Here is a 26,342-nt window from a genome sequence, read left to right as displayed (position 1 = left end):
CGCGGCGGCGGAGTTCCTCCGCTCGGCCTGGACCGAGCTGCGCGAGGTCTCGTTCGAGATCGGGATCATGCCTCCGGCGGCAACCGACGGCATCCCCCGCTGGACGGTGTTGCGCGCGGAGAAGCGCATCATCCTCTACCGGATCCCCATCGAGCGGCTCGGCCACCCGCACCACGACGACGACCTGCACCGCCGCATGATGATCGAGGGCGCCGTCTTCCGCGCGGCGGCCGAGTACCTCGACCGCGACCCGTGGGACCTCGGTCCCGAACGCTTCCGCTATTTCTGAGCCGGAGGACGTCTGAGCCGGAGCGCTGCTCTCAGGGCAGCACCGTCACCGCGGACTCCGCGGTGTTCGCCGGCCACAGCGGGTACCCGGCCACGGCTCCGGTCGACGCGTAGGTGACCGCCGCCCGCACCGGGGCGCTCGGATCGAGCGTGTACGCACCTGCGGCGACCGCCGTCGAGACGCTGCCTCCGTCCGGCACGGCGACGGTGAACGGCGCACCGCCGTCCGCGGGAGTGAGCGTGACCGTGGCCTCCCCCGCCCCCTGGTCGGCGGTCAGCACGAGAGCGGCGCCGGCGCCCGATGCCACCGCGACGGCGCTGGAGACGGCGATCTTCGGTGCGGGGCTGTACCAGGCGAAGTCCGCGCCCTGGCCGAAGCCTGTCGTCGACCAGGCGCCGGCGACGACGGGCTGATCGGCGGTGACGTCGACCGTGTAGGCGCCGAGGACGACACCGGAGAGGTCGAGAGAGGTCGGCTTTCCCGCCTCGAGGGGAACCTGTCGAGGCTCTCCCGGGGCGGCGGTGCCGACCGGGGTGAGGGTCACCGTCGCGGTGGCGGCGGCACCGGGGGCCAGCAGACGCAGGACCGTTCCCGCGTCGCTCCCGCCCGAGGTCAGAACCTGCACGCCCGGGATCACGACGTGGGTGTCGGCCTGCGCCGACGGGGCGACCTGATCGACGCCGCCCGGCAGGAGCAGACGAGTCAGACTCGCCTGAAGCGATGCGTGCACGGGAGCGCCGGTGGAGGTGACGCGCACGACCGGGCTCTCCTCGCCGAGCAGTAGACCCGCGAGCGGCACCACGCGCTGCTCACCGGCGGGCACGACGAGGTTGCTCCCGCCCGGGGGCGTCGACACGCCCTGCGCCCCGTAGACCGACAGCTGAACGGTGGCGGGCACGTCGCCGGGGTTGCCGAGAACGACGAGATCGTTCGCGCCGGTGGTCGTCGCGCCGGCCACGAGCCAGGACTCCGCCAGCGGAGGACGACACGCGGATGCCGCGAAGCCGATCAGATCGTCCGAGGTCGCCGTCGCCGATCCCGCCGCGGCGAGGGGAACCGCCGCGCCGTCGCGCGGCTGAGCGCGCAGCGCCGTGGCGTTGCCGGAGCCGTCGCCGGTCGACCCGGTCAGCGTGGTCTCGCCCGCGGCGCTGTCGGCCGGACCGCTCACGAGCTGCTGCGCGGCGGCGGCGCTGAGCGCTCCGGCCTGCTCGGCGCTGCGGCCGAGGGCCAGGAGAGGTCCGTCGCAGGCCAGCACGGTGTCGGAAGCCGCCGGGGTCGCCTCGATGCGGACCGGGGTCGCGGTGAGGGTCGGCCAGGGTGCCGCGATGCCCGCCACCGTGCCCACCACGACGGCGGTGGCGACGACGGACCCGGCGACCACGCGGGCGCTGGTCGTCGCCCAGCGGACGAGTCGGCGGTCGCTGCTCATCGGCTTCCTCCCGGGTTCGGGCCCACGATGCGGGGCGTGCGACGCGCGACGCGGCGCGAGGCGGTGGTGGGCACGGCCAGCAGGAGCGCGACGAGGAGGACGCCCAGGGAGCCCAGCGCCACGAGGTTGCGCAGGTGCACCTGGGTCTCGGTGAGCGGCGGTCGCGGCTGGACGTCGGCGGTCACCCGCCACAGATCGCCGCGGGACGTGGTGCCGACGCCGTCGAGGGCGTCACGCTGGTCGAGCGAGGTCGCCGCGGCCAGACGAGCCCCGCGGATGACATCGTTCTCGCCCGCCGGGGCGGACTGCAGAAGCACGAACCCGATCCCCCGCTCCGCCAGACGCGCCACGACGTCGTCCGACGAGGGGGTGGTGAGATCCGCGGCGAGAGCGGCGAGCTCGCGATCGGCCGGCCGTGCCTGGGTCCGGGTGGCCTGGACGGTGCTCTGACCGCCCACCGTGGCGCTTCCGCCCCACACGACGTCGACACGCAGACCGTCGGCGCGGGGGTCGAGCACGATGGTGCCGATCGCGGTCGAGCCCCGCCCCTCCGCCGCGACGAAGGCGGGGAGGGTCGAGGTCGGCCCGTTGGTGAGGACCGAGCGCGGGTGGGACTGGTCTAGGGAGGCCGTGAGCGCCGGCCCCACGGCCACGACGAGAGCGATGAGGGTCACCAGGGCGCCGATCGGCCGGAGCACGTGCACGCGTTCGACGATCCCGGCATCCAGAGCCACCATCGCGCTGCCCACGACACCGAGCCAGGCGAGGCTGAGGCCCGCGCCCGGCCACAGCGGAACGGGCGTGCCGTGGTCGAACGACACGGAGACCCCCACCGCGGCGAAGGCCGTCGCGAGGCCGACGGCCGCGACGATGAGGAGAGCGGACGCCGTCACCCACCGCGGCGTGAGGACCGCGAGCACCGCGAGCACGGCGAGGGGGGCGATCAGCACCCCCACCCACCACACCGGGCCGTTCAGCACCGAGGCCCAGCCGCCGGGGTCCGAGCTCGGGAATCCGGCGGCGAGGAGCGCGCGGCCGAGCGGGTTGGCCGCCACCTCGTCACCGGCGTACGGCACGCCAGGGTCGGCGAGCAGTCCCCAGGGGTTTCCCGTGCGAACCTGCGTCCACACCAGCGGTGCGAACACGACGATCGATGGCACCACGAGCCACACCACGCGCGCGACTCCGCGCCCGGCCACGAGGGCGACCACGACGAGGGCCGCGGACCACAGCACGACAGCGGCCGGCGCGAGAGAGGGGGCGCAGGCGAGGACCAGCACGAGGAGAATGGATGCCGCTCCCGCCGGCGCCCAGGCCCGGTGCGCGACGCTCGCCGCGTAGAACAGCCACGGCAGCAACAGGTGGGCGAGCAGGGCGGCGGGACGACCCTCGACGAGCGCGGCGAGGAAGGTGGGAGCGAGCGCCCAGGCCACGGCCGCGGTGATGCGCAACAACGACGACTCGGTGACACGGGTCGCGGCGAACCACCCGCCGAGGACGGCGAGCGGCAGGGCCAGCACCCACAGCACGACGAGCGCCCGCGAGGGATCGCCCGGCGACAGGGTGCCGATGATCGCGATGATCGCCGAGAACGGATCGGCGGGTCCGATGGAATCCAGTCCCAGCGGGCGCGCGCCCCACGCCGCGTCCTGCCACAGCTGGGTGACCGTCGCACGCAGGGGGGCGAGAGCCCCTCCCCCCAGGACGGGCCAGGCCAACAGGGGGAAGAACAGTGCCGCCGAGACGGCGAGGGCACCGAGCACGGCCCACGCGCCTCCGCCGACGAAGAAGTGCAGTTCGGAGCGGACGGGGGCGTCGACGACGGCTCCGTCCCCCTCCCACCGCAGCCTCATCTCGGCTCGCGAGACGCGCAGCGGGGCGATGCGCGACCACCCGACCGCGCGAACGGCCCGGATGCGGCGTCGGGCGCGCGCCACCGCGGCGATGCGGGCCATGACCAGGATCGTCGCCCCCCACTCGGGGAGGACGCGGTACGGCACCTTGCCGACGAGGTGGACGATGGTGCGCCACAGGGCGAGCGGCAAGAGCGACAGCCAGTGCAGCGGGACGGCCGCCGCCGGGGCGTACGCCAGACGCCGGTGCAACTGCGCGGTGCGCTCGGCGAAGGCGCGACGCCGCGCGCGACGGCGTCCTCGGGCCATCGCCGCCACGCCGTCGCCGGCGACGGCGATGCGGGCCGCGGGAACGAGCGAGACCCGATCGCCCGCGAGACGCGCGCGCACCCCGAGGTCGACGCCTTCGTCCGCCCCGCCGAGGGCGGGATCGAGACCGCCGAGCGCGACCCACGATTCACGCCGGATCAGCAGGCCCCGCACGTCCGCGCCGAGCACGTCGGCGTCACCGTCGTGCTGCCCCTGATCGAACTCCCCGGCCGCCAGCTCGACGGTGCGGCCGTAACGGTTGAGGCTGATGCCGAGCGAGACGATCTCCTCGGGCTCGTCCCAGCGGACGAGCTTCGGCGCCGCCACCGCGAGCGAGGGAGAGAGCTCGAGCGCCCCGGCGAGGCGCACGAGGGCGTCGGGCTCGGGGGCGGTGTCCTGGGCGAGCAGCCAGACCGCGTCCCCCGTGAGCCGGGGGGTGGCCAGCGCCGTCGCGGCGGCGAACGGCGTTCCGGCGGAGGCCGTGATGACGCCCTCGGCCCCCGAGGACGCGGCCAGTTGCGTGAGCGCCGGGTCGGCTCCGCACAGGACGATGGTGAGCGCATCGACGGGTCGGCTCTGCGCGGCGATCGCCGCGAGCGTGCGCGTCAGATGGTGCGCGGCGGGAGTCCGTCCCTCGGGGCGGACGACGAGGATGGCGTGAACACGGGCGGGCATGGCGCAGTCAGCCTAAGCGCGCTCCTGCTCGTTCGCGGACGCCGCGCCGGGAGGAGGGCGATCGCTCGGATTCCGCCGGCGGGTCGCCGAACGCGTCAGGCGCGACGCTTGAGCTTGCGGCGCTCGCGCTCGCTGAGACCGCCCCAGATACCGAAGCGCTCGTCGTTCTGGAGGGCGTACTCGAGGCACTCCGACTTGACGTCGCATGAGGTGCAGATCCGCTTCGCGTCGCGCGTGGATCCGCCCTTCTCGGGGAAGAACGCCTCGGGGTCGGTCTGTGCGCACAGCGCGTCGGTCTGCCACGCGAGCGTGTTCTCTTCGACAGCGTCGATGTCACGACGGACACCGGGAACACCGAGGTCGACCGGGTCGACGAACCAGTTGTCCGGAACACCGGACCGGTACTGCGACGTCATGTCGTCCTCCGCCTCACTCGAGCCCCCGCACGCGATTTCGCGTACGAGTAATTACACCCGTGTCATTCGGATTGGTCAAGTCGCAGATCGTAAACCCTCAAGGCAGACGTGAACCTTCACCGGGGCTATCGGCGTGTCGCGACTCCCTCCCCGGGCATGGCGACGAAGACCTCGCCGCCGCTCACCACGAGGGGGCTCTCCTCGGCCGTGGCGAGGGCCGCCTGACCGGGCGCGAGACGCAGGCTCGTCCCCGATGCGCCCGTGACGGCGGCCTCCCCCGCGACACCCACGGCGATCGAGACCCCGCGCAGCTCGACACGCGACGCCTCCGCCGACGTCGCGACGTGGGCCAGGGCGAAATCGGCGATGCCCGGCGCAAACAGCTCGACCCCGTCCCCGTCCGCGCGCGGGGCGAGTCGCGGCGCGGCCGCGGGGTGGAAGTCCACGAGTCCGAGCAGTTCGGGTACGTCGATGTGCTTGGGGGTGAGGCCTCCGCGCAGCACGTTGTCGCTCGCGGCCATGATCTCCACGCCGAGACCCGCCACGTAGGCGTGCAGGACCCCGGCGGGCACGAAGATCGCCTCGCCGCGGCGCAGCTCGACGAGGTTCATGAGCAGGGCGACGACGATGCCCGCATCGCCCGGGTACTCCTCGCGCAGGTGGCGCACGAGAGCCGCCTCCGCGGCGAACTCCGGGGAGGACGCGGATGCCGCGCCCTCGACGATCTGCTCGATCTCCGCCGCGGTCGCCTCCGCCAGCGCCCAGCCGATCGCGTCGCGCAGGGCCGCGTCCGGCTCGGCGGCGGCCAGGCGATCCCGCAGTGCGGTGACGCCCGCCGCATCGCCCAGGCCGGCGACGAGCCGTCGCGTCTGGTCGAGGTCCCGCAGCCCTGCCAGAGCGGTGAAGGTCTCGCTCAGGGCGACGATCACCTCGGGCTTGTGGTTGTCGTCCTTGTAGTTGCGCGAAGCCGCATCGCGAGGGACACCCGCGGCCTCCTCGTCCGCGAAGCCCCGGACGGCCTGCTCTTTCGAGGGGTGGACCTGGATCGACAGCGGGGAGCCGGCGGCGAGCAGCTTCAAGAGGTAGGGCAGGCGCTCGGGTGCGCCGTCCACCGCGGGCAGCCACTCGTCGAGGGTGCGCTGCGACCCGTCGAGGACCCGAGCGGGCGACCCGGGGTGATCGCCGAACCACACCTCCGCCTCGGGTGCGCCCGTGGGGACACGCCCCTCGAGCTCGGCGAGAAGGGTCGGGCTTCCCCAGGCGTAGTCGCGGGGCGTGTTCGAGAGGGCAACCAGCACGGGCGAAAGCCTAGCGTTCCGGCCCGTCGCCGCGCGGACCCGGACGGTAGCCTGAGTGCACCATGGCCCTGCACACGAATCACCCGGTCTCGGCGCCGCCGTCGGCTCCCGTGCGCGAGACCACCGGCCACCTGCTCCTGCGCGCGTGGTGCGTGTTCGTGATCGTCCTCGCCCTGGGGGGCGTCGGCCTGGTCAACGCGGTCGGTCCGACGCTCAGCGCCGTGATCGTCGTCGCGACCGCGGTGGTCTCGGCGGTCGTCTGGATCGTCGTGCGCCCGCCCGTGGCCTGGCGCCGCCTGCCGTGGCTCGCCTTCGGATACGTGGGGTGGGCGTTCCTCTCCCTCCTCTGGAGCGCCTGGCCCGCGGCATCCGTCCTCACCCTTCTTCTCCTGGGTGTCACGACCTTCCAAGGGCTGTTCATCGGTGCGGTCCTCACGTGGCGCGACGTCGTGCGTGCCGTGGCCTCGGCGGCGAAGTGGATCGTCGGCCTCTCGCTGCTGTTCGAGCTCGCGGTGTCCGCCTTCGTCCGCGGGCCGCTCCTGCCCGGCTTCGTCGTCCCGACCTCGCGCATGGACCCGATCGTGTACTGGTCGCGCGACAACCTCTTCGACGGGGGACGCATCCAGGGCATCTTCGGAAACGCCAACCTGCTGGCATCCGTCATGCTCGTGGCGATCATCGTCTTCGCGATCCGGTTCGCCGCGGGCGCTCCCCGACGCCTCTGGCTGCTCGGGTGGATCGTCGTCGCGGCGTTCCTCTTCGTCCGCGCCGGATCGGCCACCGCCGTGATCTCCGCGGCGTTCGTCGCGCTGGTGCTCGGGACGGTCCTGGTGATGTGCACCGCGAGCCGACCGGGCGAGCGGACCCGATGGTATGCGCTGTACGCCGTCGTCGGCCTCGGTGGCGCGGCCACGCTGTGGTTCGGGCGCGACGCGATCTTCGGCCTGCTCGGTCGTGGTGCCGACCTCACCGGACGCGAGGGGATCTGGGCGGATGTCCTCGCCCGGGCGGCGGAGCGGCCGTGGACCGGCTGGGGCTTCTCGACGCCGTGGATCTCATCCGAGCCGCTCATCGACGGGTGGATCATCGACCACGGCCAGACCGTCGTGCAGTCGCACAGCGTCTGGATCGACGTGTTCTTCCAGCTCGGCGGCATCGGGGTCCTGCTCTTCGCCCTCGTGTACCTCGCGTACATCTGGCGATCCTGGTTCTTCGCGGTCGACCGGCCGCGATGGGATCTGCGCGCCGACCGGCCCTACTCCCCGCTGACCCTCCTGCCCACCCTCATCGGTGCGCTGCTCGTGGTCCAGGGCCTCACCGAGTCCGGTCCGCTGCTGCTGTGGGGCTGGATGTTCGTCGTCCTGTTCGGGGCGAAGATCAAACAGGCCCCGCTGGTCGGGGTCGGTCCCGCCGAACAGAGCATCGCGATCGAGCGCGGCGAACCGCAGAGCACCGGATCGTGAACTCCGCGCTGCTCGCTTCGGCGGGCTTCGCACGCGCCTTCACCCTCCTCGTCTTCGCGACGGTGTTCGCAGCGTCCGCCATCCGCGGCGTCGCCGGCGACGTGACCCTCGCCGCGATCGTCCTCGGACTCTGCGTCCTCGGCGTGGGTGTCCTCGCCGCTCGGCGGCGCGAGATCGAGCTCGTGCGCCTCGCCCCCACCACCCTCGTGCTCTTCGTCGCCTGGGCGGGTGCGAGCGTGCTCTGGAGCGCCGACCCCGCGTCGAGCCTCGGCGGCTGGGCGGAGCTGCTGGCGGTGTCCTTCCTCGCCGTGGTCATCGGACACGTGCGCGATGCCTTGCAGACCGTGCGGGCCCTGGGCGATGTGCTCCGGTGGGTGCTCGGCGCGTCGCTCGCGCTCGAGATCCTCAGCGGCATCCTGCTCGACCTCCCCATCCCGTTCCTCGGCATCCAGGGCGACATCGCCGCGCTCGGTCCGGTCCAGGGGCTGTTCGGCACGCGCAACGTGCTGGGTTTCGTCACGGTCATCGCCCTCATCACCTTCCTCGTCGAATACCGGACGCAGTCGGTGCGCGCGGGCACGGCGATCGCCTCCGTCGTCCTCGCCGGCTCCCTCGCCGCTCTCAGCGGGTCGCCCACCGTGATCGCGGTCGTGGTCACCACCGGCGCCGCGGCCGTCGCCCTCGCGCTCGTTCGTCGACTGCCCGCACCGCGCCGTTCCCTCGCCCAGCTGATCCTCGGCGTCGGGGGGATCGCGGCGGTCGCGACGGGATACGGCACGAGAGACGCTCTGGTCGCGATGGTCGACGCCCGCGCCGACTTCTCCCTCCGTATCGACCTCTGGTCGCAACTGCTGACGTACGTGACCTACCGCCCGGTCGAGGGCTTCGGCTGGTACGGCCCGTGGGCACCGGATTCGTTCCCCTTCGCGACCCTCAACTTCACCCTCGGCGAGACGCACACCTCGGCGCTGGACGCCTACCTCGATGTCCTCCTGCAGGTCGGCTGGGCGGGGCTCATCCTCTTCCTCACCCTCGGGGCGCTGGCCCTCGCGCGCGGCTGGCTCGTCGCCAGCGAGCGACGCTCCGTCGTGCACGCGTGGGCGCCGCTCACCCTGGTCGCCCTCCTCACCTTCTCGCTGTTCGAGAGCTTCCCCCTCTCGGGCGCCGGCCTGCTCCTGCTGGTCGTCTGCGCCGTGCGGGCAGGACAGTCCCGTTCCTGGCGCGAGAGCCTCGGACTCCGGATGCCGCCGGCAGCCCCGGCCGACACCGGAACGGGCGTTCAGGGCCCGCCCACCGCTGCCGGGTAGACTCCGGGCTGGCCGCCCGACGGCCTGCGCCTTCGACGAAAGACCCTTCGTGACGTACACCCTGCAGAACGCCGTGCTCCCGCTCGACCGCGATCCCGACCTTCTCCCGCTCTACGTCGACCCCGAGACGTGGTCGACGATCGACGAAGAACCGGTCCGCGTGACCAGCGTCGCCCAACTGAGCAACATCCTGGACCGCCATCGCGCGCGCATCGTCGCGGGCCGCCGTGTGTCGTTCGGCACCTACTTCAACGCCTTTCCCGCCTCGTACTGGCAGCACTGGACCGCGGTCCGCCGTGTGCGCCTGACGGTTCGCACCTCGGGCGATCTGACGATCCTCGTGTACCGCTCGAACGGTGCCGGCACGAAGCAGCGCATCGAGACGCGCGAGGTGCGCGGCGAATCGTCCGAGACCTCCTTCGACCTCGCCCTCGACCAGTACAGCGACGGCGGCTGGATCTGGTTCGATGTCGCCGCCGACCGCTCGGACGCGATGTTCGAGGGCGCCGCCTGGACGACCGAGGACGAGCCGGTCCGCCCGGGCAAGGCCAGCATCGGCATCACCACGTACAACAAGCCCGACTACTGCGTGAACACTCTCCAGGCGCTCGCCGATTCGCCCGACGTGCTCGACGTCGTGGACCGCGTCTTCCTCATCGACCAGGGCACCGATCTCGTCGCCGACCAGGCGACCTACCCCGAGGTGGCATCGCGCCTGGGCGAGACCCTCGAGGTCATCCGTCAGCCGAACCTCGGCGGATCGGGCGGTTTCGCCCGGGCCATGACCGAGACCCTGCAGCGTCCCGAGAGCGATTTCGTGCAGCTCCTCGACGACGACGTCCGCATCGAACCGGAATCGATCCGCCGTTCCGTCGTCTTCGGGCGCTACGCCTCGGTCCCCACGATCGTGGGCGCGCACATGTTCGATCTTCTCGACCGTCCGAAGCTCCACGCCTGGGCCGAAGTCGTCGACGACGCCCCGTTCATGTGGCGGGCGCTCTACCAGGAGCGCCTCCCCCACGACTTCAGCGTCGCGAATCTCCGCCAGAGCCCGATGCTGCACATGCGTCTCGACGCGGACTACAACGGCTGGTGGATGTGCCTCATCCCCACCAGCATCCTGCGCGAGATCGGGCTGTCGCTCCCCGCCTTCATCAAATGGGACGACGCGGAGTTCTGTCTGCGTGCACGGGATGCCGGTTACCCGACCGTCTCCATGCCCGGGGTCGCCCTGTGGCACGTCTCGTGGGTCGGCAAGGACGACTCGATCGACTGGCAGGCCTACTTCCACGCCCGCAACCGCATCGTCGCGGCGCTCCTGCACTCCCGCTCACCGCAGGGCGGCACACTCATCCGGCACAGTCGACGTCTCGACCTGAAGCACCTCATGATGATGCAGTACTACCCCGTGGAACTCCGCCACCGGGCCCTGCGCGACGTGCTCTCGGGCCCCGCGCACATGCGTCGGACCCTGTCGACCGCGATGCCCGAGGCACGCGCCATCGCCCGGAAGCACCCCGAGACGATCGTGCACAAGGACTCCGGTGTGCCGTTGCGTTCCCGCCGTGGGCGCCAGGTGTTCCGTCGCCTGAAGCAGCATCAGTTCGACAGCCCCTCCGGCCTGAGTCTGCGGATCTTCACGCTGCGCACCCTGCTGTCGCACTGGTTCCACACCCCGCGACCCGAGAACGTCGCGCAGCCCGAAGTCGAGTTCGGCAAGGCCGACGCCCACTGGTGGCGCGTACCGGCCTTCGACAGCGCCCTCGTCAGCGCCGCCGACGGGTCGGGTCAGAACATCTACACGCGCGATCGCGCGCAGTACCGCCGCATGCTGCGCGAGAGCCTGCGCCTGCACCGTCGCCTGCAGCGCGAGTGGCCCCGCCTGTCCGACCAGTACCGCCGCGCTCTTCCCGACCTCGTCTCCGAGGCCCGGTGGCGCGCCACCTTCGAGGAGCAGTCGTGACCGCGTTCGATCCGGCCACCGCGACCATCGTCGTCGTCACGTACAACCGCACGCATCTGCTGACGCGTCTGCTCGAAAGCATCGAGCGGATGGACCCGGCGCCCGGGCACCTCGTCGTCATCGACAACGCGTCCACCGACGACACGACCGAGGTCGTCGAATCGTTCCGCGATCGCCTCCCCACCGAGCTGGTCTACCGCCGCCTCGAGACGAACACGGGCGGCTCCGGAGGTTTCAGTGAGGGGATGCGCGTCGCGTACGAGCTCGGATCCGAGTGGATCTGGCTCATGGACGACGACGTCGAGGTGGTCTCCGACGGCCTCGCGCGCATGGGGCACTGGACGCCCCGTTTCCGCAGCATCCAGGGCCGCCGGTACGACTACGACGGCAGCGAGTTCTACTGGCAGTACCGGGTCGCCGAGTCGATGGCGATCCCCATCCCCTTCGCTCCCGCCGGCTTCGACGATTCCGGGTTCAAGCCGATGAACTCGGGCTGCTTCGAGGGCATGTTCATCCACCGCGACATCGTCTCGAAGATCGGTCTGCCCGACCCGCGCTTCTTCATCTACTGGGACGACCAGCTCTACGGGTGGCTCGCCTCCCGCCAGACGCCCTCCGTCATCGTGAACGAGTTCGTGCTGCGTCGTACGCGCGAGATCAAGCAGTGGGACATGGGCATCCGCCACATGAACGCCTCCAGCGACGCGTATCGGTACTACATCATGCGCAACCGCGCGTACCTGCAGAAGTACTATCGCGAGCTCGGGGTCTACCGGACGCTGCCCTTCTCGGCCGGCACGGCGTTGACGTTCGTCAAGGAGCTCATCCGCCTCGTCGTCGTCGAGCGCAAACTGCGCGGCACGAGCCACCTCTTCCGCGGCCTCCGCGACGGTCGACGCATCCTGCGCGACGCGTCGTGGACGCCGATGCCGCCCCTGGAGCGCGCTCAGCCCGTCGGCTGACGCCGCGTGCGCGGCGGCGCGGGCTCACCGCGTCGCGTAGTCCTCGTTGTAGCGCTCGAGCACCTCGGCGATCGGCGCGTCCATCTCGAGCCGTCCGCCGTCGAGGTACAGCCCGCGCGTGCAGAACCGGCGGAGGTCCTTCTCGTTGTGGCTGACGAAGAAAAGCGTGCGCCCCTCGGCGAGCAGTTCGTCGATGCGGCGATAGCACTTCTCCCGGAACGCGCGATCTCCGACGGCGAGGACCTCGTCGACGAGGAGGATCGGCTCATCGAGCTGCGACACGACCGAGAACGCCAGGCGCACCTTCATGCCGTTCGACAGATGCTTGTACGGGGTGTCGACGAAGTCGCCGATCTCGGCGAAGGCGATCATGTCGTCGAAGCGGCGCGCGACCTCGGCGCGCGGCATCCCGTGCAGCCCCGCCGTCAGCCGGACGTTCTCGCGCACCGTCAGGTCGCCGACGAAGCCGCCCGTGATCTCGATGAGCGGGGCCACCCCTCCCTCGACGGCGACATCGCCCTCGTCGGGGAGCAGAACCCCCGCGACGAGCTTGAGCAGCGTCGACTTCCCCTGGCCGTTGCGGCCGACGACGCCGATCGCCTCTCCCGGGCGGACGCGAAACGACACGTCGCGCAGTGCCCAGAACTCGTCCGGACGCGAGCGGCGCGAGCGGCCGCCGAAGAGGTCCTTCAGGCTGCGGGACCCACGGCGGTTGCGGCGGAACCGCACGCCGAGCCCGTGCACCTCGATCGCGGGGCCGGTCATCACAGCTCCTTCAGCACGGGGCGCTCGAGTCGCGGGAACAGCAGCAGACCGAGACCCAGGATGCCGAGACTCACCGCCGCGCCCACGACCACGGTGAGGGTGTCCCACTGGTCGGGGAAGAAACCGACGCGATACAGGGTGAAGATGCCCGCGAGCGGATTGAACGCCGCGATGTCGGCGAAGACGCCCGGGAGGTTGCCGACGCCGTAGATGATCGGCGAGGCGTAGAACAGCGCGCGCAGCACGAGCCGCGTCGTCCGCTCCAGGTCGCCGAACATCACGCACAGCGGGGCGACGATCAGACCGAGCCCGACGAGGAGGACCGTCTGCAGGATCACCGCGAGGGGGAAGGCGAGGAGCGCCCACGACACCTGGGCACCGCCGAACACCGCGAACAGCACGAGCACGGGAAGGGAGAGGAGGAACTCGACGCCCTTGCTCACCACGATGCGATCGACCCAGATCCAGCGCGGGATCGACGTCGAGCGCACGAGGCGGGCGTCCTTCTTGAAGGCCTTGGTGAAGTCCGTCACCGCGGAGTTGAACCACACCCACGGCAGCAGGGCCGTGATGAGGAAGACGATGTACGGGTCCTCCCCCACCGATCGGTGGAAGACCTGGGTGAAGACGAACCAGTAGATACCGCTCATCACGAGCGGATCGAGCACCGACCACAGGTACCCCAGGGCGCTGGTGGAGTAGCGCACGCGCAGGTCTCGCGACGACAGCAACCACAGCGAGTGGAGGGAGCGCCTCACCGAACCGGGGGCGCCGACGGTCGCGGGAGTCACCAGGGGATCCTCTGCACGGCGATCATCCCAGGCTGGGCGGGAGCTGTTCGACGAGCGAGGGGGCGAGAGTCCGGGCGTAGGTGCGCGAGAGATGGTTGTCGTCGCGGTAGAGCGCCACGTTGCCGACCACGCCGACGCAGACGTCGTCGGGGCAGATCCACGGCGTCAGGTCGACCAGCTGCACCCCCGCGCGGTCCAGGACCGCCGCGGGATTGTCGTCGGCGAGCGATCCTGCGCGCGGAACGGCGCAGTCCACGGGGTCGGACGAATCCGCCACGCAGCTGTACATGTCGAAGGGGAACCGGGGGTTGTCCCGCACGCCGATGACCTCGATCCCGGCGTCGCCCATGCGATCGAGGAAGCGGTCGATGCCCGGGCGGATCGCCTCGTCGAGCTCGCCCCAGTCGGAGCGGGTCACCACGGTCAGGACGGCATCCGGTCGGATCCGTTCCACATGCTCGATCGCGGCCTCTCGCCACTGGTCACACTGGTCGTCCATCCCCGGCTCGTCCAGCCCCATCGAGCACCCGCCCTTGGCGAGCATGACCAGACCCCACCCGTTCTCTTCGGCGACGGGCAGGAGGGCGGCCGTCATCTGCTGCGAGTGCGAGTCACCCACCACCACGACCGTGCGCGTGGCCCGCGCGGTGTGCGGGGTCTCCCAGCACGAGACGTTCAGGATGCCGTTCTCGGGGACGCGATCACCGGAGCAAGGCCGGTCGAGTTGCATCCACTCCTCTTCGAGTGCGGTCGGCAGCGGAAGAAGCGCGGCGTCGGCGGGAGGCTCCGGGAGAGTGGGGTCGCGCAGGACCGCCGCCCCGGGGTTGGTGACGGCGGCGCGGGCGGCGATGCTGCGGGCCTGTACCTCGTTCGAGACCTGCCACGCGCTCAGCGGGAGCACGACCACTGCTGTCGCCGCGACGAGGACGGCGACGGGAACCAGCCGCGAGGGGTCGCTCTTCCGCCACGCGCGCACAGGCGTGTCGACGACCGCCGTGAGGGCGCGCGCGAGAGCCAAGGACAGCACGATGATGAGCGTCCCGCCGACGAAGCCGGCGCCGTCACTGCCGGTCACGACGAGGAACGTGATCAGCAGCGGCCAGTGCACCAGATAGAGCGCGTAAGCGTCGCGACCGAGCAGTTGGAGGGGCCGGGATGCCAAGAACCGAGCGGGTCCGCGAACCTCCGCGCCGCTGCCGGAGACGACCACGGCCGCCGCACACAGCACCGGCCAGAGCGCGAGATATCCCGGGAACCCTCCCTGCACGTCCAGGACAAGACCGAGGATGAGCAGCCCACCGAGCCCGGCCCATCCGAGGAGGGCGCGGAGTCGAGGGCGGAGGCGAAGATGCGGAAGGGCGATGACCAGGAGCGAACCCGCCGCGAACTCCCACAGCCGCGCGCCCGTGTCGAAGTACGCGCTCTGCTGCGCCGCGTCCGTGCGCACGATCGAGTACCACAGGGACAGGACGAACACCGCCCCGAACACCACACCGGCGACGCGATCGGGAGAAAGGCGGAAGCGTCGGACGACGGCCTGGCAGATCGCCAGCAGCACGACCCACAGCACGAAAGCCTGCCCCTGGACGGACATCGACCAGAAGTGCTGAAGAGGGCTCGGGGTCTCGACACGCGCGTAGTAATTGACGGAGTCCGCGGCCAGCACCCAGTTCTGCACGTACAGCAGAGACGCCCAGGTCTGCTCCCACGTCGCGCGCCAGGTGGACGGCGGGAAGAAGGTCCAGGCGAGCGCGAGGACACCCACCAGGGTGACGGCGGCTGCGGGGAGCAGCCGCCGGAAGATGCCGATGAGGTGCAGGACGGGCCGCACCGGGGAGGGCCCGTCCATGCGCCGCAGGAATCCCCGGGTGAGGAAGAACGCCGACAGCATGAGGAAGACGTCGACGCCGCCGGAGACCCGACCGATCCACACGTGGTACGTGACGACCAGCAAGATGGCCACGGCGCGCAAACCGTCGATGTCGGAGCGATACGCCCAGCGCCCCTCGTCCGCCCGTCCGGCGACAGCCGGACGGCCCACAGGGGCCTGGGTCACACGCACGGAGACCTCACGCGAGCTGGTTGTTCCACATCGACAGAGCGGAACCGATCGCCATGTGCATGTCGAGGTACTGGTAGGTGCCGAGGCGGCCGCCGAAGTGCACGTCGCGCTCGCCCTTGGCGAGGTCGCGGTACGCCAGCAGACCCGTGCGGTCGTCGGCGGTGTTCACCGGGTAGTACGGCTCGTCCGCGCGGGTCGCGAAGCGGGAGTACTCGCGCACCACCACGGTCTTGTCGCTCGGGTAGCGGTCGGCGCGCTCCGGGTGGAAGTGCTTGAACTCGTGGATGCGCGTGTACGGCACGTCGGCGTCGGCGTAGTTCATCACGCTCGTGCCCTGGAAGTCGCCGATCGGCAGCACTTCCTGCTCGAAGTCGAGCGTGCGCCACGACAGCTCACCCTCGGCGTAATCGAAGTACCGGTCCACCGCTCCGGTGTAGACGACGGGCACCTGACCGACGGTGGCCTTCTTGTTCAGCGGCTGCGACTCGTCGAAGTAGTCGGTCGACAGCTTCACCTCGATGTTCGGGTGATCCGCCATGCGCTCCAGCCACGCGGTGTACCCGTCGACGGGGAGCCCCTCCCACGTGTCATTGAAGTACCGGTTGTCGTACGTGTACCGCACAGGCAGGCGGGAGATGACCTCGGCGGGCAGATCCTTCGGGTCGGTCTGCCACTGCTTCGCGGTGTAATCGCGGATGAAGGCCTCGTACAGGGGCCGGCCGATCAGGGCGATGCCCTTCTCCTCGAGGTTCGCGGCATCCTTCGCATCGAACTCCCCCGCCAGCTCCTGCACCAACGCCTTCGCCTGGTCGGGCGTATACGCCGCCTGGAAGAACTGGTTGATCGTGCCGAGGTTGATCGGCAACGGGAACACCACGCCCTTATGGGTCGTGTACACGCGGTGGACGTACGAGGTGAAATCCGTGAAGCGGTTGACGTACTCCCACACCGTCGGATTCGACGTGTGGAACAGGTGCGCGCCGTACCGGTGCACCTCGATGCCCGTCTCGGGCTCATCCTCGGAATAGGCGTTGCCACCGATGTGAGGGCGGCGATCGATCACCGTCACGCGACGCCCGGCCGCAGCCGCCCGCTCCGCGATCGTGAGACCGAAGAAGCCCGAACCGACTACCAGAAGATCCATGTACGCGAACAACTCTCGTTTCGGGGAAGAACGCCGACCATCCTACCGGCGGGCCTCTGGACGCTCGCACGGAACGGCTCAGCGGGCGCGCAGAGACCGTCCGATACGATGGCGTGTCGAAAACGGAACTGACGGAGACGGATCGTATGGGTGACTGGATCAGCGCCGTTCCGTCGTTCCTGGTCGCCGTTCTGGTCCTGATCCTCCCCGGTGCCGCGGTGATCGCGGCCGGGTGGGGCGTCCGCAGCCCGCAGCGCCTTCTGCTGGCACCGGCGATCTCGGTGACGCTGGCGGCTGCTGCCTCCACGATCGCCCACTTCGTCGGGCTGCGATGGAACCTGCTGCCGCTGGCCCTGCTGACCCTCGTGGTGGTCGGTATCGGCCTCCTGCTCCGGCGCGGGACGGGAGCCGATCCGGCACCGACCGGACCCCGCACGGTGCTGACCGCAGGACTCGCCCTCGTCGCGACCGCGGCGATCACGACCGTGATGTTCGCGCGCGCGTTCGGCTCGCCCGACAACATCGCGCAGCGCTTCGACAACATCGTCCACCTCAACGCCATCGCTCTCGCCGTGCACAACGGCGACGCCTCGGGGTTCCAGATCGGGGCGACCTCCGACATCGGGTTCTACCCGAACGGGTGGCACGCGATCACCACCCTCGTCGTCGAGCTGACCGGCGCATCCATCCCGGTCGCCGTCAACGGCGCGAACCTCGCGTTCGTCTCCGTGCTGTGGCCGGCGTCGATCATGGCGCTGGTGGGGGCGCTGTTCGCCCAGCGACGCACCGCGTACATCACCGCCGCGGCGCTCTCGGCCGGCTTCGGCGCCTTCCCCGCGCTCTTCTTCAACTGGGGCGTGCTCTACCCGAACCTCGTCGGGTACGCGATGGTGCCCGCAGCTCTCTCCACCGTCGTCACGGCCCTCGACGATCGCGGCAGGCCCGCCCTCACCCGTGCCCTGTTGCTGGTGGCGCTCCTCGCGGGAGGCGTCTTCCTCGGCCACCCGAATGCGTTCCTGGCGCTGCTCGCCTTCGCGGCGGCGTCCGTCATCGGCATCCTGTCCGTCCGGGCCTTCGAGGCCCGCACCCGCGCATCGGTGATCGGTGTCGGCGTCGCCGTCGTCGGCTTCGGCCTCGTGATGGCGGTCGTGTGGTCGATCTTCCGCACGGGTGCCGAGCACTCGGGCTGGGCGCCCTGGCAGAACCTGGCCCAGTCCGCCGGCGAGGGCCTGCTCGCCTCACCTCGAGGCTTCACCCCGACGATCGTCGCCGTCGTCCTCCTCGCGGCGGGCGCGGTGGCCGTCGCCCGACGCCCGCGGTGGATCCCCGTCCTCGCGGTGTTCGGCGTCGCGGTGGTGCTGTTCATGGTGGTGTCGGGTCTGCGCATCGACTCCCCCGTGCGGCAGGCGCTGACGAACCCCTGGTACAACGACGCGAACCGTCTGGCCGCACTGCTCCCCCTCGCGGCGATCCCCGTGGCCACGCTCGGCGCGCTCGCGATCGTCGATGTCGCCCGCGGGTGGGCGACCCGGTGGTCGTTCCCCCGGTGGGCTCGCCGAACCGCCTCCGCGGTCGCGATCCTCGTCGTGTTCTCGGTCGTGCTCGGCCCCAACGTCCGCATCGCCCTCTCCCAGGTGCACGAGGCCTACGCCTACACCGACGACGCGCTCATCCTCTCCGGCGACGAACACGCCCTGCTCGAGCGCCTCGACGACGAGACGCCGGACGACGCGCTCATCATCGGCAGTCCGCGGACGGGGACGTCTCTCGCGCTCGCCCTCGCCGATCGTGAGGTGACGCAGAGGCACGTCTTCGGTTCCCCGTCCCCCGAGCTCCTCTTCCTCAACACCCACCTGCGCGACATCGACACAGATCCCGCGGTGTGCTCGACGGTCGATCGTCTCGGGATCGACTACGTGCTCGACTTCGGCCGTCGCGACGTGATCGACGACCCGAACGGAGCGACCGCGTACGACGGCATCCAGGATCTCGTCCCCTCCGCGCATCTCGTCCTCGTCGACTCCCAGGGACCCGAGGCTCGACTGTTCCGAATCGAGGGGTGCTGACGATGGCGCGTGAGACGACGGTCGCGGTCGCCTACGACTGCCTGTTCCCGTATTCGACCGGCGGGGGCGAGCGGCAGTACCGCGCGCAGGCCGACGAGCTCGGACGGCGCGGACTCGAGGTCGACTACCTCACGGCCGTGCAGTGGGACGGTCCGACGCCGATCGAGGAGCACTTCCGCATCCGTCCGATCACCGGCCGGCTGAGCCTGTACTCCCCCGGGGGCGTGCGCCGCATCCCGGCGGCCCTGCGCTACGCCGCCGCGCTGTTCCGCGCGCTCGTTCGTCGCCGTCGCCGTTACACCGCTCTCATCGTGAGCGGCCTGCCGATCTTCAACGTCTTCGCCGCACGCTTGGCCCTGCTCGGATCGGGCACGAGGGTGGTCGTGGACTATCTCGAGGTGTGGCACCGGCGCCAGTGGGTGGAGTACTCGGGCCTGGTCACCGGAACGATCGCGTGGCTCCTGCAGCGCGTGGCGATCGCGCTCACCCCGCTCGCCACCTGCCATTCCCAGCTCACCGCGACGCGTCTGCGCACCGAGGGCCTTCGTCGCCCGCCCTTGGTCAGCCCGGGGCTCATCGACGACGCCGCCGAGGTCGAGACGCCCGGTCCGGCGGCCGAACCGCCCTACGTCCTCTACGTCGGCCGTCATATCCCCGACAAGCAGGTCGAGGTCATCCCCGCCGCCGTCGCCGCCGCTCGCGAGAGCCTCCCGGACCTCCGACTGGTGATCCTCGGCACCGGGCCCAGCTCCGAGGCGGTGCGCGCAGAGGTCGAGCGCGTGGGCGGCTCCGACTGGACGGAGTTCCCCGGATTCGTCTCGGATGCCGAGCTCGACACGCTCCTGCACGGGGCCCTCGCGCTCGTGCACCCCTCGCGCCGTGAGGGCTTCGGCCTCGTGGTCGTCGAAGCCAACGCCCACGGCACTCCGGTCGTCCTCGTCGCGCACGAGGGCAACGCCGCCACCGAACTCATCGACGAGGGCGTCAACGGCGTCGTCGCTCCCACCACCCGCCCCGACGACCTCGCCCGGGCCATCCGCACCGTCGCCGACGGCGGTGACGACCTGCGCCGCACCGCGCGCGCCTGGTACGACACCGCCGTCCGCACCCGTACCATCCGCCGCACCGTGGAGGGCATCGCGTCGGCACTGGCGCTGCCGACCCGCTCTTCGGTGAAGACGAAAGAAGACACCCCGTGACCACTCCCGCCCGTACCGATCCCGCCCCCACCGATGAGGTCGAGCTGACGATCCTCATGCCCTGCCTCAACGAGGCGGAGACGCTGGAGGTCTGCATCCGCAAGGCGCAGGGCTTCCTGTCGCGCACCGGGATCCGCGGTGAGGTCCTGATCTCCGACAACGGCAGCACCGACGGATCGCAGGCGATCGCCGAGGGCCTCGGCGCGCGCGTCTCGCACGCCCCCCGACGCGGTTACGGGGCCGCGCTCATCAACGGCATCGAGACCGCGCGAGGCCGGTTCGTCATCATGGCCGACGCCGACGACAGCTACGACTTCGAGAACCTCGAGCCCTTTGTCGAGCGCCTGCGCGCCGGCGCCGACCTCGTGATGGGCAACCGCTTCCGCGGCGGCATCGCCCCCGGTGCCATGCCGCCGCTGCACAAGTACCTCGGAAACCCCGTGCTGTCGTTCATCGGCGAGCTGTTCTTCCGCCCCGGCATCCGCGACTTCCACTGCGGCCTGCGCGGGTTCAACCGGGCCCGTATCCGCGAACTGGACCTGCAGACCACGGGCATGGAGTTCGCCTCCGAGATGGTCGTGCGCGCCTCCCTCGCCCGATACCGCATAGAAGAGGTGCCGACCACCCTCAAGAAGGACGGTCGCTCGCGGCCTCCGCACCTGCGCAGCTGGCACGACGGCTGGCGGCACCTCCGCTTCCTGCTGCTCTTCGCTCCGCGCTGGCTGTTCGTCTACCCGGGTCTCGTCGCGTTCTTCCTGGGCGCGATCGCCGTCGGCGTCCTGTCGTTCGGGGGGATCGAGATCGCCGGGGTCGGCTTCGACGTCACCACGATGGTCTACGCCAGCGCGCTGTGCGTGATCGGATTCCAATCCCTGCTGTTCTTCTGGTTGACGAAGCTGTACGCCACGCAAGAGGGGTTCCTCCCCACGAGCGAGCGATATCGACGCATCGTCGCGAAGTGGTCGGCTGAGCGCGGCCTGCTGATCGGCCTCGCCCTCTTCGTGCTGGGCATCGTCATCGGCATCGTCCAAGTGGCGCTGTGGGGCAGCCTCGACTTCGGCCAACAGAACGCGGCGCAGGCGGTGCGCATCGCGGTTCCGAGCGCGCTGACGATCATCCTCGGCTTCCAGACCGTGATGATGAGCTTCTTCTCCGGCGTGCTCACCACCCCGCGACGCGAGCAGCGGCCCGAAGCCGTCATCGAGAGCTGATGGCCGCGCGCCGCATCCTCGTCGACCTGCTGGGCTTCACCGGCTCGCGCGGCGGGACCGAGACCTACGTGCGGGAGCTCCTTCCCCGCCTGGAGGAGCGGATTCCGCACGCGCGCTTCGCCGCCCTCACCGGCCGCGCGGGACAGACGCGCGTGACGACCTTCTTCCCCGGATCGGTGCAGATCGTGCCCTGGGTCGGCGCCGACCCGGCCACCTGGGCGCTCGGCGCCGTCGCCGCCACCGACGTGCTCGCCCGTCGCCACCGGGCCGACCTGGTGTGGGCGCCGGCGAATTTCGGGCCGATCTTCCGCGGGGTTCCGCGCGTGGTCACCGTCCACGACGCGATCTACGACGAGGTGCCCGGCGGACTCGCCGAGCGCGCGCAGCGCGGTGCCACCTCGCTCCTCATGCGGCGGTCGGCCCGGACGGCCGACCAGGTGCTCACGGTGTCGCACGCGGCCGCGGAGAGCATCCGCGCCCGCCTCGGGGTCGCCTCCGACCGCATCTCGGTGGTGCACAACGGCAGCACCGAGCCGCGCCCGCAGGACGACCCGGCCGCCACGCTCGCCCCGCTCGGCCTCCCGCAGGGGCGACGGGTCGTGTTGAGCGTCGGTAACCGGATGCCGCACAAGAACTTCCCCGGCCTGCTGGAGGCCCTGGCCGCTCTGCCCCGGGCGGAACGGCCCGTCACGGTCATCGCCGGCAGCCGCCTGCCCGACCCGCTCAGCGCCCACGTCGAGCGTCTGGGGCTGGATCGCGACGTCGTCCTCCCCGGCTGGGTGAGCGACGCCCAGCTCGAGGCGCTGTTCCAGGTGGCCGACCTGTATGTCTGCCCGTCCCTCGTCGAGGGATTCGGTCTTCCCGTCGTCGACGCGTTGCGGCGAGCCGTCCCGGTCCTTGCCCATGACGTCCCCGTGCTCCGCGAGGTGGGCGGCGCCGCCGCCCGCTACGCCGATGCGACGGATGCCGCCGCCTTCGGCGCCGCGATCCGTTCCGTCCTCGCCGACCCCCCGGACGCAGCGACCCGCGAAGCCGCGCAGGAGTGGGCCTCGCGCTTCACCTGGGATGATGCGGCCGACGGCGTCGCCGAGGTCCTTGACCGCGCGCTCCGGGAGCGTCGATGACCGACACGGCGGGACCGGCACCGCTGCGCGGACGTCTCCTGGGCTTCATGGTGGTCCCGGCCATCGCCGCCATCTCGCCCCTGCTGGTCCTGCCGCTCATCTCGCGCCTCGCCGGCGACGGCGGGTGGGCCAGCGCGATCGCGGGAGAGGCGATCGGCACCTTCGCGGCGATCGCGATCGGCTACGGATGGACGGCGGTCGGCCCGGCCCTCATCTCTATCGCCCCCGACGACGACCGGCGCGCACGGCTGTACCGCGACTCGATCGTGGTGCGACTCCTGCTCGCCGTGATCGTGCTGCCCGTCCTCGCGGTGGTGTGCTGGTTCGTCGCCTCGCCGGGATCCGAACTGCTGACGGTGCTGATGGGCGTGCAGGGGGCCCTGATCGCCCTGACGTTCACCTGGTACTGCGCGGGCGTCGGGGATCCCCGCACGATCATCGTCTACGACGCGGTCCCGCGCGTGATGGCCACCGCTCTCGCCGCGGGGGCGATCCTGCTGACCGGCGTCGTCGAGCTCTACCCGGTCGCGGGCATTCTCGTGACGCTGGGCGGCACGACGCTCTTCAGCGCGCGCCTGCTGCGCCGGCATCCCGGTCCCTGGCCCCCAGCCCGGGAGATTCCCGGACTGCTGCGCGCGGGACTCCCCGTCGCCGTCAACGATGCCGCTCTGAGCGCGTACTCGAGCGTGCCCGCTCCCCTCGTGAACGTCACGGCGCTCCCCTCCGCGGCCGCCGGCTACGCCTCGGCCGACAAGATGTTCAAGCTCGGCAGCGTCCTTCCCTTCACCCTCGCGAGCGCCTTCCAGAGCTGGGTTAGCGAAGGCGATGCCCTCGATCGTCGTCGACGGCTGCGGGTGGCCCTCGCCACGCACGGGGCCTTCGGCCTTCTCGGCGCCCTCGTGCTCACCGCGCTCGGTCCCTGGGTGAGTCTGGTCATGTTCGGGGAGTCGGCCGCGGCCGGAGTCGATCTGGTCGCCGCGATGGGCCTCGTGTTCCTCTTCCTCTCCCTCCGCACCTCGATGACGCGTCACGTGCTCTTCCCCGCGGGCAAGGCCCGCCTGGTCATGCGCGCTACGCTCGTGGCGACGGCGATCGGCGTCCCCGCCATGGTCGCGATGGCCATCGTGATCGGCCCCCTCGGCGCCGCTCTCGGCTACGCCCTCACCGAGGGCCTGGCCACCCTCCTGCTGTGGCGGCCGTGCGCCGTCGCGATGCGCGACATCGCGTCCCCTCCGGCCCGAGAAGAACAGGACCGCACCGTATGACTCCCTCCCCCCATGACGCGGGCGCGCGCGTCGGCGCCGTCGTGCTCACGTGGCGCGATCGCGTGCAGACCGTCGAGTGCGTGACGGGCCTTCTCGCCTCGCCCGCCATCACCCGCGTCGTGGTCGTCGACAACGAGGCAGATGGGACGATCCGGGATGCCTTCGCGCCCGACGACCGCATCGAGTTCGTCGAGCTGAGCGCCAACACCGGATTCGCGGTCGGCGTGAACGCCGGGATGAAGGTCCTCCTCGCCGACGACGAGATCGACCTCCTCCTTGTCATGAACAACGACGCGACCCTCCCCGTCGACGACATCGACCGGCTACGTGACGCGTTGGCGACGGATGCGTCCCTCGGGGTCGTCGGTCCGCGCATCGTCACGCCCGACGGCCAGCGTTTCTCCGCCGGCGGGATCGTGAATCGCCTGACCTGGGGCATCAGGCAACCGCGGCCGGCGGAGCAGCCCGACTTCCTGACCTGGGCGTGCGTCCTCGTGCGACGCTCGACGCTGGAGACCGCGGGACTTCTCGACGAGCGCTTCTTCATGTACTGGGAGGACGTCGAGTACGGGTTCCGCCTTCGCGCCCGCGGTATCGGCTTCGCCGAGGTGGCGGACGCCGTCCTGACCCACGCGGTCTCGTCGTCGCACTCGCGGGCGGGTTCGCGGATCCTCGCCTACTCCAGCCAGGCGTTCCGTCACTTCCTCACCCTGCACGGCGGAGCCACGACCGTGACGGGCCTCGCCCGCCTCAGCGCCAAGGTCCTGCTCACCGCGGCGCGCGGCGATCGCCGCGGTGCTGCCTACGTCCGGGCCGGCTGGCGCCTCGGCTCGCCCGCTCCCGATCCGGCCTACCCGGCCGTGAACGCCCTGCCTTGACCCGAGAGGACGCCCCATGACCATCGGCTTCGTCGTGACGACGCTGGGACGGCTCGAGCCGCTCCGCGCGCTTCTGACCTCCCTCGAGGATCAACTCCGTCAGGGCGATCATGTCGTCCTCGTGGCCCAGGGCGCCCAGGACGATGTGGCCGCCCTCGCTGCGGAGTTCTCCGCACGCGGGGTCCCGGTGACCGCGACCACCTCCGCTCGGGGTGCCTCCCTCGGGCGCAACACGGGCGTCGCGGCCCTGCCCGCCGGAGACGCCGTGGTCACCTTCCCCAACGACAACACGACGTACCCCGACGGCACCGTGGCCGCGCTGCACGCCGCCGTCGACGACCCCGGCTTCCTCGCGGGCGGCTTCACCTCGTGGGATGAGCGCGGCCCGAAGACCACCCTCCCCTCCGCGGGCACACCGCTGGACAAGTACAACGTGTGGTCGGTGATCGAGATGGGCATCCTGATCCGCCGCTCGCTCTTCGACGCCGTCGGAGGGTTCGACGAGAACATGGGTCCGGGTTCGGCGTCGCCGTGGCAGGTGGCGGAGGGCACCGATCTGCTCCTGCGGGCGATGACGCACGAACCCCGGCTTCTGAAGGAGTTCCGGTGGCTCCCCGCTGATGTCCACGTCGACGGCATCTCGACGGGCTTCGGCCTCAGCACAGCGGAACGCCGACGCAAGCTGCGCGCCTACGGCCGCGGCACCGGGCGCGCCTTCGCCGTCCACGGCTACCCGCTCTGGTGGCGCCTCGCCTTCACCGCCGCGGGCTTGCTCTACGGCATCCGCAACCCCCGGCCGATCACAGTCGGCGACGGGTGGCCGATGTTCCTCGGACGGCTCGAGGGCACCCTCGGGCGCACGTTCGGTCAGGCGCGCATGGTGTCCGCCACCCGCTGAGCGCCCCGGACCCCGCTGTTACGCTGAGGACGTGTCATCCAGAGTTCTCATCACCGGCGGTGCCGGCTTCATCGGGTCCCACCTCTCCGAGCGACTGCTCGCCGAGGGCAACGAGGTCATCTGCGTCGACAACTTCTTCACGGGATCCCGCCGCAACGTCGAGCACCTGTTCGACAACCCGCGGTTCGAGCTCATGCGACACGACGTCACCTTCCCGCTCTACGTGGAAGTCGACCAGATCTACAACCTCGCGTGCCCCGCCTCTCCGGTGCACTACCAGCACGACCCCGTGCAGACCACCAAGACCAGCGTCATGGGCGCGATCAACATGCTGGGCCTCGCGAAGCGCCTGCGGGTGCCGATCCTGCAGGCCTCGACGTCCGAGGTCTACGGCGACCCGGCGGTGCACCCCCAGACCGAGGACTACTGGGGCAACGTCAACCCCATCGGCACGCGCTCCTGCTACGACGAGGGCAAGCGCGCCGCCGAGACCCTGTTCTTCGACTACCGCCGCCAGCACGACCTGTCGATCAAGGTCATCCGCATCTTCAACACCTACGGCCCGCGCATGCACCCGAACGACGGACGCGTGGTCTCGAACTTCATCGTGCAGGCCCTCCGCGGTGAGCCGATCACCATCTACGGAGACGGCTCGCAGACCCGCTCCTTCTGCTTCGTCGACGACCTCGTCGACGGCATGGTCCGTCTCATGAACACCGGCCACGACGTCACCGGCCCCATCAACGTCGGCAACCCGGGCGAGTTCACCATGCTCGAGCTCGCGAACGCCGTCCTCGAGATCACCGGGAGCTCGTCGACGATCGAGCACCGCCCCCTGCCGCAGGACGACCCCAAGCAGCGCCAGCCCCACATCGACCTCGCGCGCCGGGAACTCGGGTGGGAGCCGACGGTCGCCCTGCGCCCCGGCCTCGAGCGCACGATCGAGTACTTCCGCTCGGTACTGGCGGACTGACG

The 26,342-nt window shown here is 70.9% G+C and carries 21 protein-coding genes; 13 read left to right on the top strand and 8 right to left on the bottom strand.

The features are described from left to right. The coding region (locus NS220_RS12060) for a hypothetical protein (protein ID WP_058624297.1) at nucleotides 1-289 on the top strand (289 nt) is incomplete at its 5' end. A gap of 31 nt (nucleotides 290-320) precedes the next feature. Here NS220_RS12060 and NS220_RS12055 read toward each other — a convergent pair. From NS220_RS12055 to manA, 4 genes are all read right to left on the bottom strand, one after another. Then, a complete protein-coding gene (locus tag NS220_RS12055; RefSeq protein ID WP_058624296.1) occupies nucleotides 321-1,718 on the bottom strand; it encodes a DUF5719 family protein in 1,398 nt (465 codons plus the stop codon). Next, complete coding sequence (locus NS220_RS12050) at nucleotides 1,715-4,555, bottom strand: glycosyltransferase (RefSeq protein ID WP_058624295.1); 2,841 nt, start codon at nucleotides 4,553-4,555, stop codon at nucleotides 1,715-1,717. The genes NS220_RS12055 and NS220_RS12050 overlap by 4 nt, the downstream gene beginning before the upstream one ends. A gap of 95 nt (nucleotides 4,556-4,650) precedes the next feature. Next, nucleotides 4,651-4,971: a WhiB family transcriptional regulator gene (locus NS220_RS12045; protein WP_013583637.1), complete on the bottom strand. Its 321-nt coding sequence runs from the start codon at nucleotides 4,969-4,971 to the stop codon at nucleotides 4,651-4,653. 125 nt (nucleotides 4,972-5,096) lie between these two features. Next, nucleotides 5,097-6,269: a mannose-6-phosphate isomerase, class I gene (gene manA / locus NS220_RS12040; protein WP_058624294.1), complete on the bottom strand. Its 1,173-nt coding sequence runs from the start codon at nucleotides 6,267-6,269 to the stop codon at nucleotides 5,097-5,099. Nucleotides 6,270-6,331: 62 nt separating this feature from the next. Here manA and NS220_RS12035 point away from each other — a divergent pair, with 62 nt between their 5' ends. The 4 genes from NS220_RS12035 to NS220_RS12020 are packed head-to-tail and all read left to right on the top strand — an operon-like array spanning nucleotide 6,332 to nucleotide 11,964. Then, on the top strand, nucleotides 6,332-7,732 hold the full coding sequence (locus NS220_RS12035) for an O-antigen ligase family protein (RefSeq protein ID WP_058624293.1): 1,401 nt from the start codon (nucleotides 6,332-6,334) through the stop codon (nucleotides 7,730-7,732). Beyond that, the gene (locus tag NS220_RS12030) at nucleotides 7,729-9,039 is read left to right on the top strand and encodes an O-antigen ligase family protein (protein ID WP_058624292.1); all 1,311 of its coding nucleotides are present in this window, start codon (nucleotides 7,729-7,731) and stop codon (nucleotides 9,037-9,039) included. The genes NS220_RS12035 and NS220_RS12030 overlap by 4 nt, the downstream gene beginning before the upstream one ends. Nucleotides 9,040-9,088: 49 nt before the next feature. Beyond that, a complete protein-coding gene (locus NS220_RS12025; protein ID WP_058624291.1) occupies nucleotides 9,089-11,002 on the top strand; it encodes a glycosyltransferase in 1,914 nt (637 codons plus the stop codon). Further along, complete coding sequence (locus tag NS220_RS12020; RefSeq protein ID WP_058624290.1) at nucleotides 10,999-11,964, top strand: glycosyltransferase family 2 protein; 966 nt, start codon at nucleotides 10,999-11,001, stop codon at nucleotides 11,962-11,964. Before NS220_RS12025 ends, NS220_RS12020 begins: the two co-directional genes overlap by 4 nt. Nucleotides 11,965-11,988: 24 nt before the next feature. On the opposite strand, the gene NS220_RS12015 is transcribed toward NS220_RS12020, so the two are convergent. The 4 genes from NS220_RS12015 to glf are packed head-to-tail and all read right to left on the bottom strand — an operon-like array spanning nucleotide 11,989 to nucleotide 16,726. Continuing rightward, the gene (locus NS220_RS12015; RefSeq protein WP_058624289.1) at nucleotides 11,989-12,729 is read right to left on the bottom strand and encodes an ABC transporter ATP-binding protein; all 741 of its coding nucleotides are present in this window, start codon (nucleotides 12,727-12,729) and stop codon (nucleotides 11,989-11,991) included. After that, on the bottom strand, nucleotides 12,729-13,520 hold the full coding sequence (locus NS220_RS12010) for an ABC transporter permease (RefSeq protein ID WP_058624288.1): 792 nt from the start codon (nucleotides 13,518-13,520) through the stop codon (nucleotides 12,729-12,731). Before NS220_RS12010 ends, NS220_RS12015 begins: the two co-directional genes overlap by 1 nt. 22 nt (nucleotides 13,521-13,542) lie before the next feature. Next, nucleotides 13,543-15,576: an acyltransferase family protein gene (locus NS220_RS12005; protein ID WP_193755355.1), complete on the bottom strand. Its 2,034-nt coding sequence runs from the start codon at nucleotides 15,574-15,576 to the stop codon at nucleotides 13,543-13,545. 13 nt (nucleotides 15,577-15,589) lie between these two features. Beyond that, on the bottom strand, nucleotides 15,590-16,726 hold the full coding sequence (gene glf, locus NS220_RS12000; protein ID WP_058624286.1) for a UDP-galactopyranose mutase: 1,137 nt from the start codon (nucleotides 16,724-16,726) through the stop codon (nucleotides 15,590-15,592). A 146-nt stretch (nucleotides 16,727-16,872) separates the two neighbouring features. Between glf and NS220_RS11995 the strand changes: the two genes are divergently transcribed. The 8 genes from NS220_RS11995 to NS220_RS11960 are packed head-to-tail and all read left to right on the top strand — an operon-like array spanning nucleotide 16,873 to nucleotide 26,340. Then, nucleotides 16,873-18,792: a DUF6541 family protein gene (locus NS220_RS11995; RefSeq protein WP_058624285.1), complete on the top strand. Its 1,920-nt coding sequence runs from the start codon at nucleotides 16,873-16,875 to the stop codon at nucleotides 18,790-18,792. A 2-nt stretch (nucleotides 18,793-18,794) separates the two neighbouring features. Further along, nucleotides 18,795-19,991, top strand: coding sequence for a glycosyltransferase family 4 protein (locus tag NS220_RS11990; protein ID WP_058624284.1), 1,197 nt, complete (start codon nucleotides 18,795-18,797; stop codon nucleotides 19,989-19,991). After that, nucleotides 19,988-21,202, top strand: coding sequence for a glycosyltransferase family 2 protein (locus NS220_RS11985; RefSeq protein WP_081323147.1), 1,215 nt, complete (start codon nucleotides 19,988-19,990; stop codon nucleotides 21,200-21,202). Before NS220_RS11990 ends, NS220_RS11985 begins: the two co-directional genes overlap by 4 nt. Continuing rightward, a complete protein-coding gene (locus NS220_RS11980) occupies nucleotides 21,202-22,326 on the top strand; it encodes a glycosyltransferase family 4 protein (RefSeq protein WP_058624283.1) in 1,125 nt (374 codons plus the stop codon). Before NS220_RS11985 ends, NS220_RS11980 begins: the two co-directional genes overlap by 1 nt. After that, nucleotides 22,323-23,591, top strand: coding sequence for a lipopolysaccharide biosynthesis protein (locus tag NS220_RS11975; RefSeq protein ID WP_058624282.1), 1,269 nt, complete (start codon nucleotides 22,323-22,325; stop codon nucleotides 23,589-23,591). The genes NS220_RS11980 and NS220_RS11975 overlap by 4 nt, the downstream gene beginning before the upstream one ends. Next, nucleotides 23,588-24,469: a glycosyltransferase gene (locus NS220_RS11970; RefSeq protein WP_058624281.1), complete on the top strand. Its 882-nt coding sequence runs from the start codon at nucleotides 23,588-23,590 to the stop codon at nucleotides 24,467-24,469. The genes NS220_RS11975 and NS220_RS11970 overlap by 4 nt, the downstream gene beginning before the upstream one ends. Before the next feature lie 16 nt (nucleotides 24,470-24,485). Next, nucleotides 24,486-25,367 carry a glycosyltransferase family 2 protein gene (locus NS220_RS11965; protein ID WP_058624280.1) on the top strand — a complete coding sequence of 294 codons (882 nt, stop codon included), beginning with the start codon at nucleotides 24,486-24,488 and terminating at the stop codon, nucleotides 25,365-25,367. A 31-nt stretch (nucleotides 25,368-25,398) separates the two neighbouring features. Further along, entirely contained in the window at nucleotides 25,399-26,340 is a 942-nt protein-coding gene (locus NS220_RS11960; protein WP_058624279.1) for a UDP-glucuronic acid decarboxylase family protein, read from the top strand. The last annotated feature ends 2 nt before the right edge of the window (nucleotides 26,341-26,342 follow it).

Source organism: Microbacterium testaceum (assembly GCF_001476655.1).
In the GTDB taxonomy this organism is placed as follows: Bacteria; Actinomycetota; Actinomycetes; order Actinomycetales; family Microbacteriaceae; genus Microbacterium; species Microbacterium testaceum_C.
Note: the sequence above shows the minus strand (reverse complement) of the source record. Positions and strands in the feature narration are given on the sequence as shown.

Excerpts from the sequence above, each read along its gene's own strand:
- NS220_RS12055 (WP_058624296.1), bottom strand. The coding sequence starts at position 1,718 with ATGAGCAGCGACCGCCGACTCGTCCGCTGGGCGACGACCAGCGCCCGC.
- NS220_RS12050 (WP_058624295.1), bottom strand. The coding sequence starts at position 4,555 with ATGCCCGCCCGTGTTCACGCCATCCTCGTCGTCCGCCCCGAGGGACGG.
- NS220_RS12045 (WP_013583637.1), bottom strand. The coding sequence starts at position 4,971 with ATGACGTCGCAGTACCGGTCCGGTGTTCCGGACAACTGGTTCGTCGAC.
- NS220_RS12035 (WP_058624293.1), top strand. The coding sequence starts at position 6,332 with ATGGCCCTGCACACGAATCACCCGGTCTCGGCGCCGCCGTCGGCTCCC.
- NS220_RS12015 (WP_058624289.1), bottom strand. The coding sequence starts at position 12,729 with ATGACCGGCCCCGCGATCGAGGTGCACGGGCTCGGCGTGCGGTTCCGC.
- glf (WP_058624286.1), bottom strand. The coding sequence starts at position 16,726 with ATGGATCTTCTGGTAGTCGGTTCGGGCTTCTTCGGTCTCACGATCGCG.
- NS220_RS11995 (WP_058624285.1), top strand. The coding sequence starts at position 16,873 with ATGGGTGACTGGATCAGCGCCGTTCCGTCGTTCCTGGTCGCCGTTCTG.
- NS220_RS11990 (WP_058624284.1), top strand. The coding sequence starts at position 18,795 with ATGGCGCGTGAGACGACGGTCGCGGTCGCCTACGACTGCCTGTTCCCG.
- NS220_RS11980 (WP_058624283.1), top strand. The coding sequence starts at position 21,202 with ATGGCCGCGCGCCGCATCCTCGTCGACCTGCTGGGCTTCACCGGCTCG.
- NS220_RS11975 (WP_058624282.1), top strand. The coding sequence starts at position 22,323 with ATGACCGACACGGCGGGACCGGCACCGCTGCGCGGACGTCTCCTGGGC.
- NS220_RS11970 (WP_058624281.1), top strand. The coding sequence starts at position 23,588 with ATGACTCCCTCCCCCCATGACGCGGGCGCGCGCGTCGGCGCCGTCGTG.
- NS220_RS11965 (WP_058624280.1), top strand. The coding sequence starts at position 24,486 with ATGACCATCGGCTTCGTCGTGACGACGCTGGGACGGCTCGAGCCGCTC.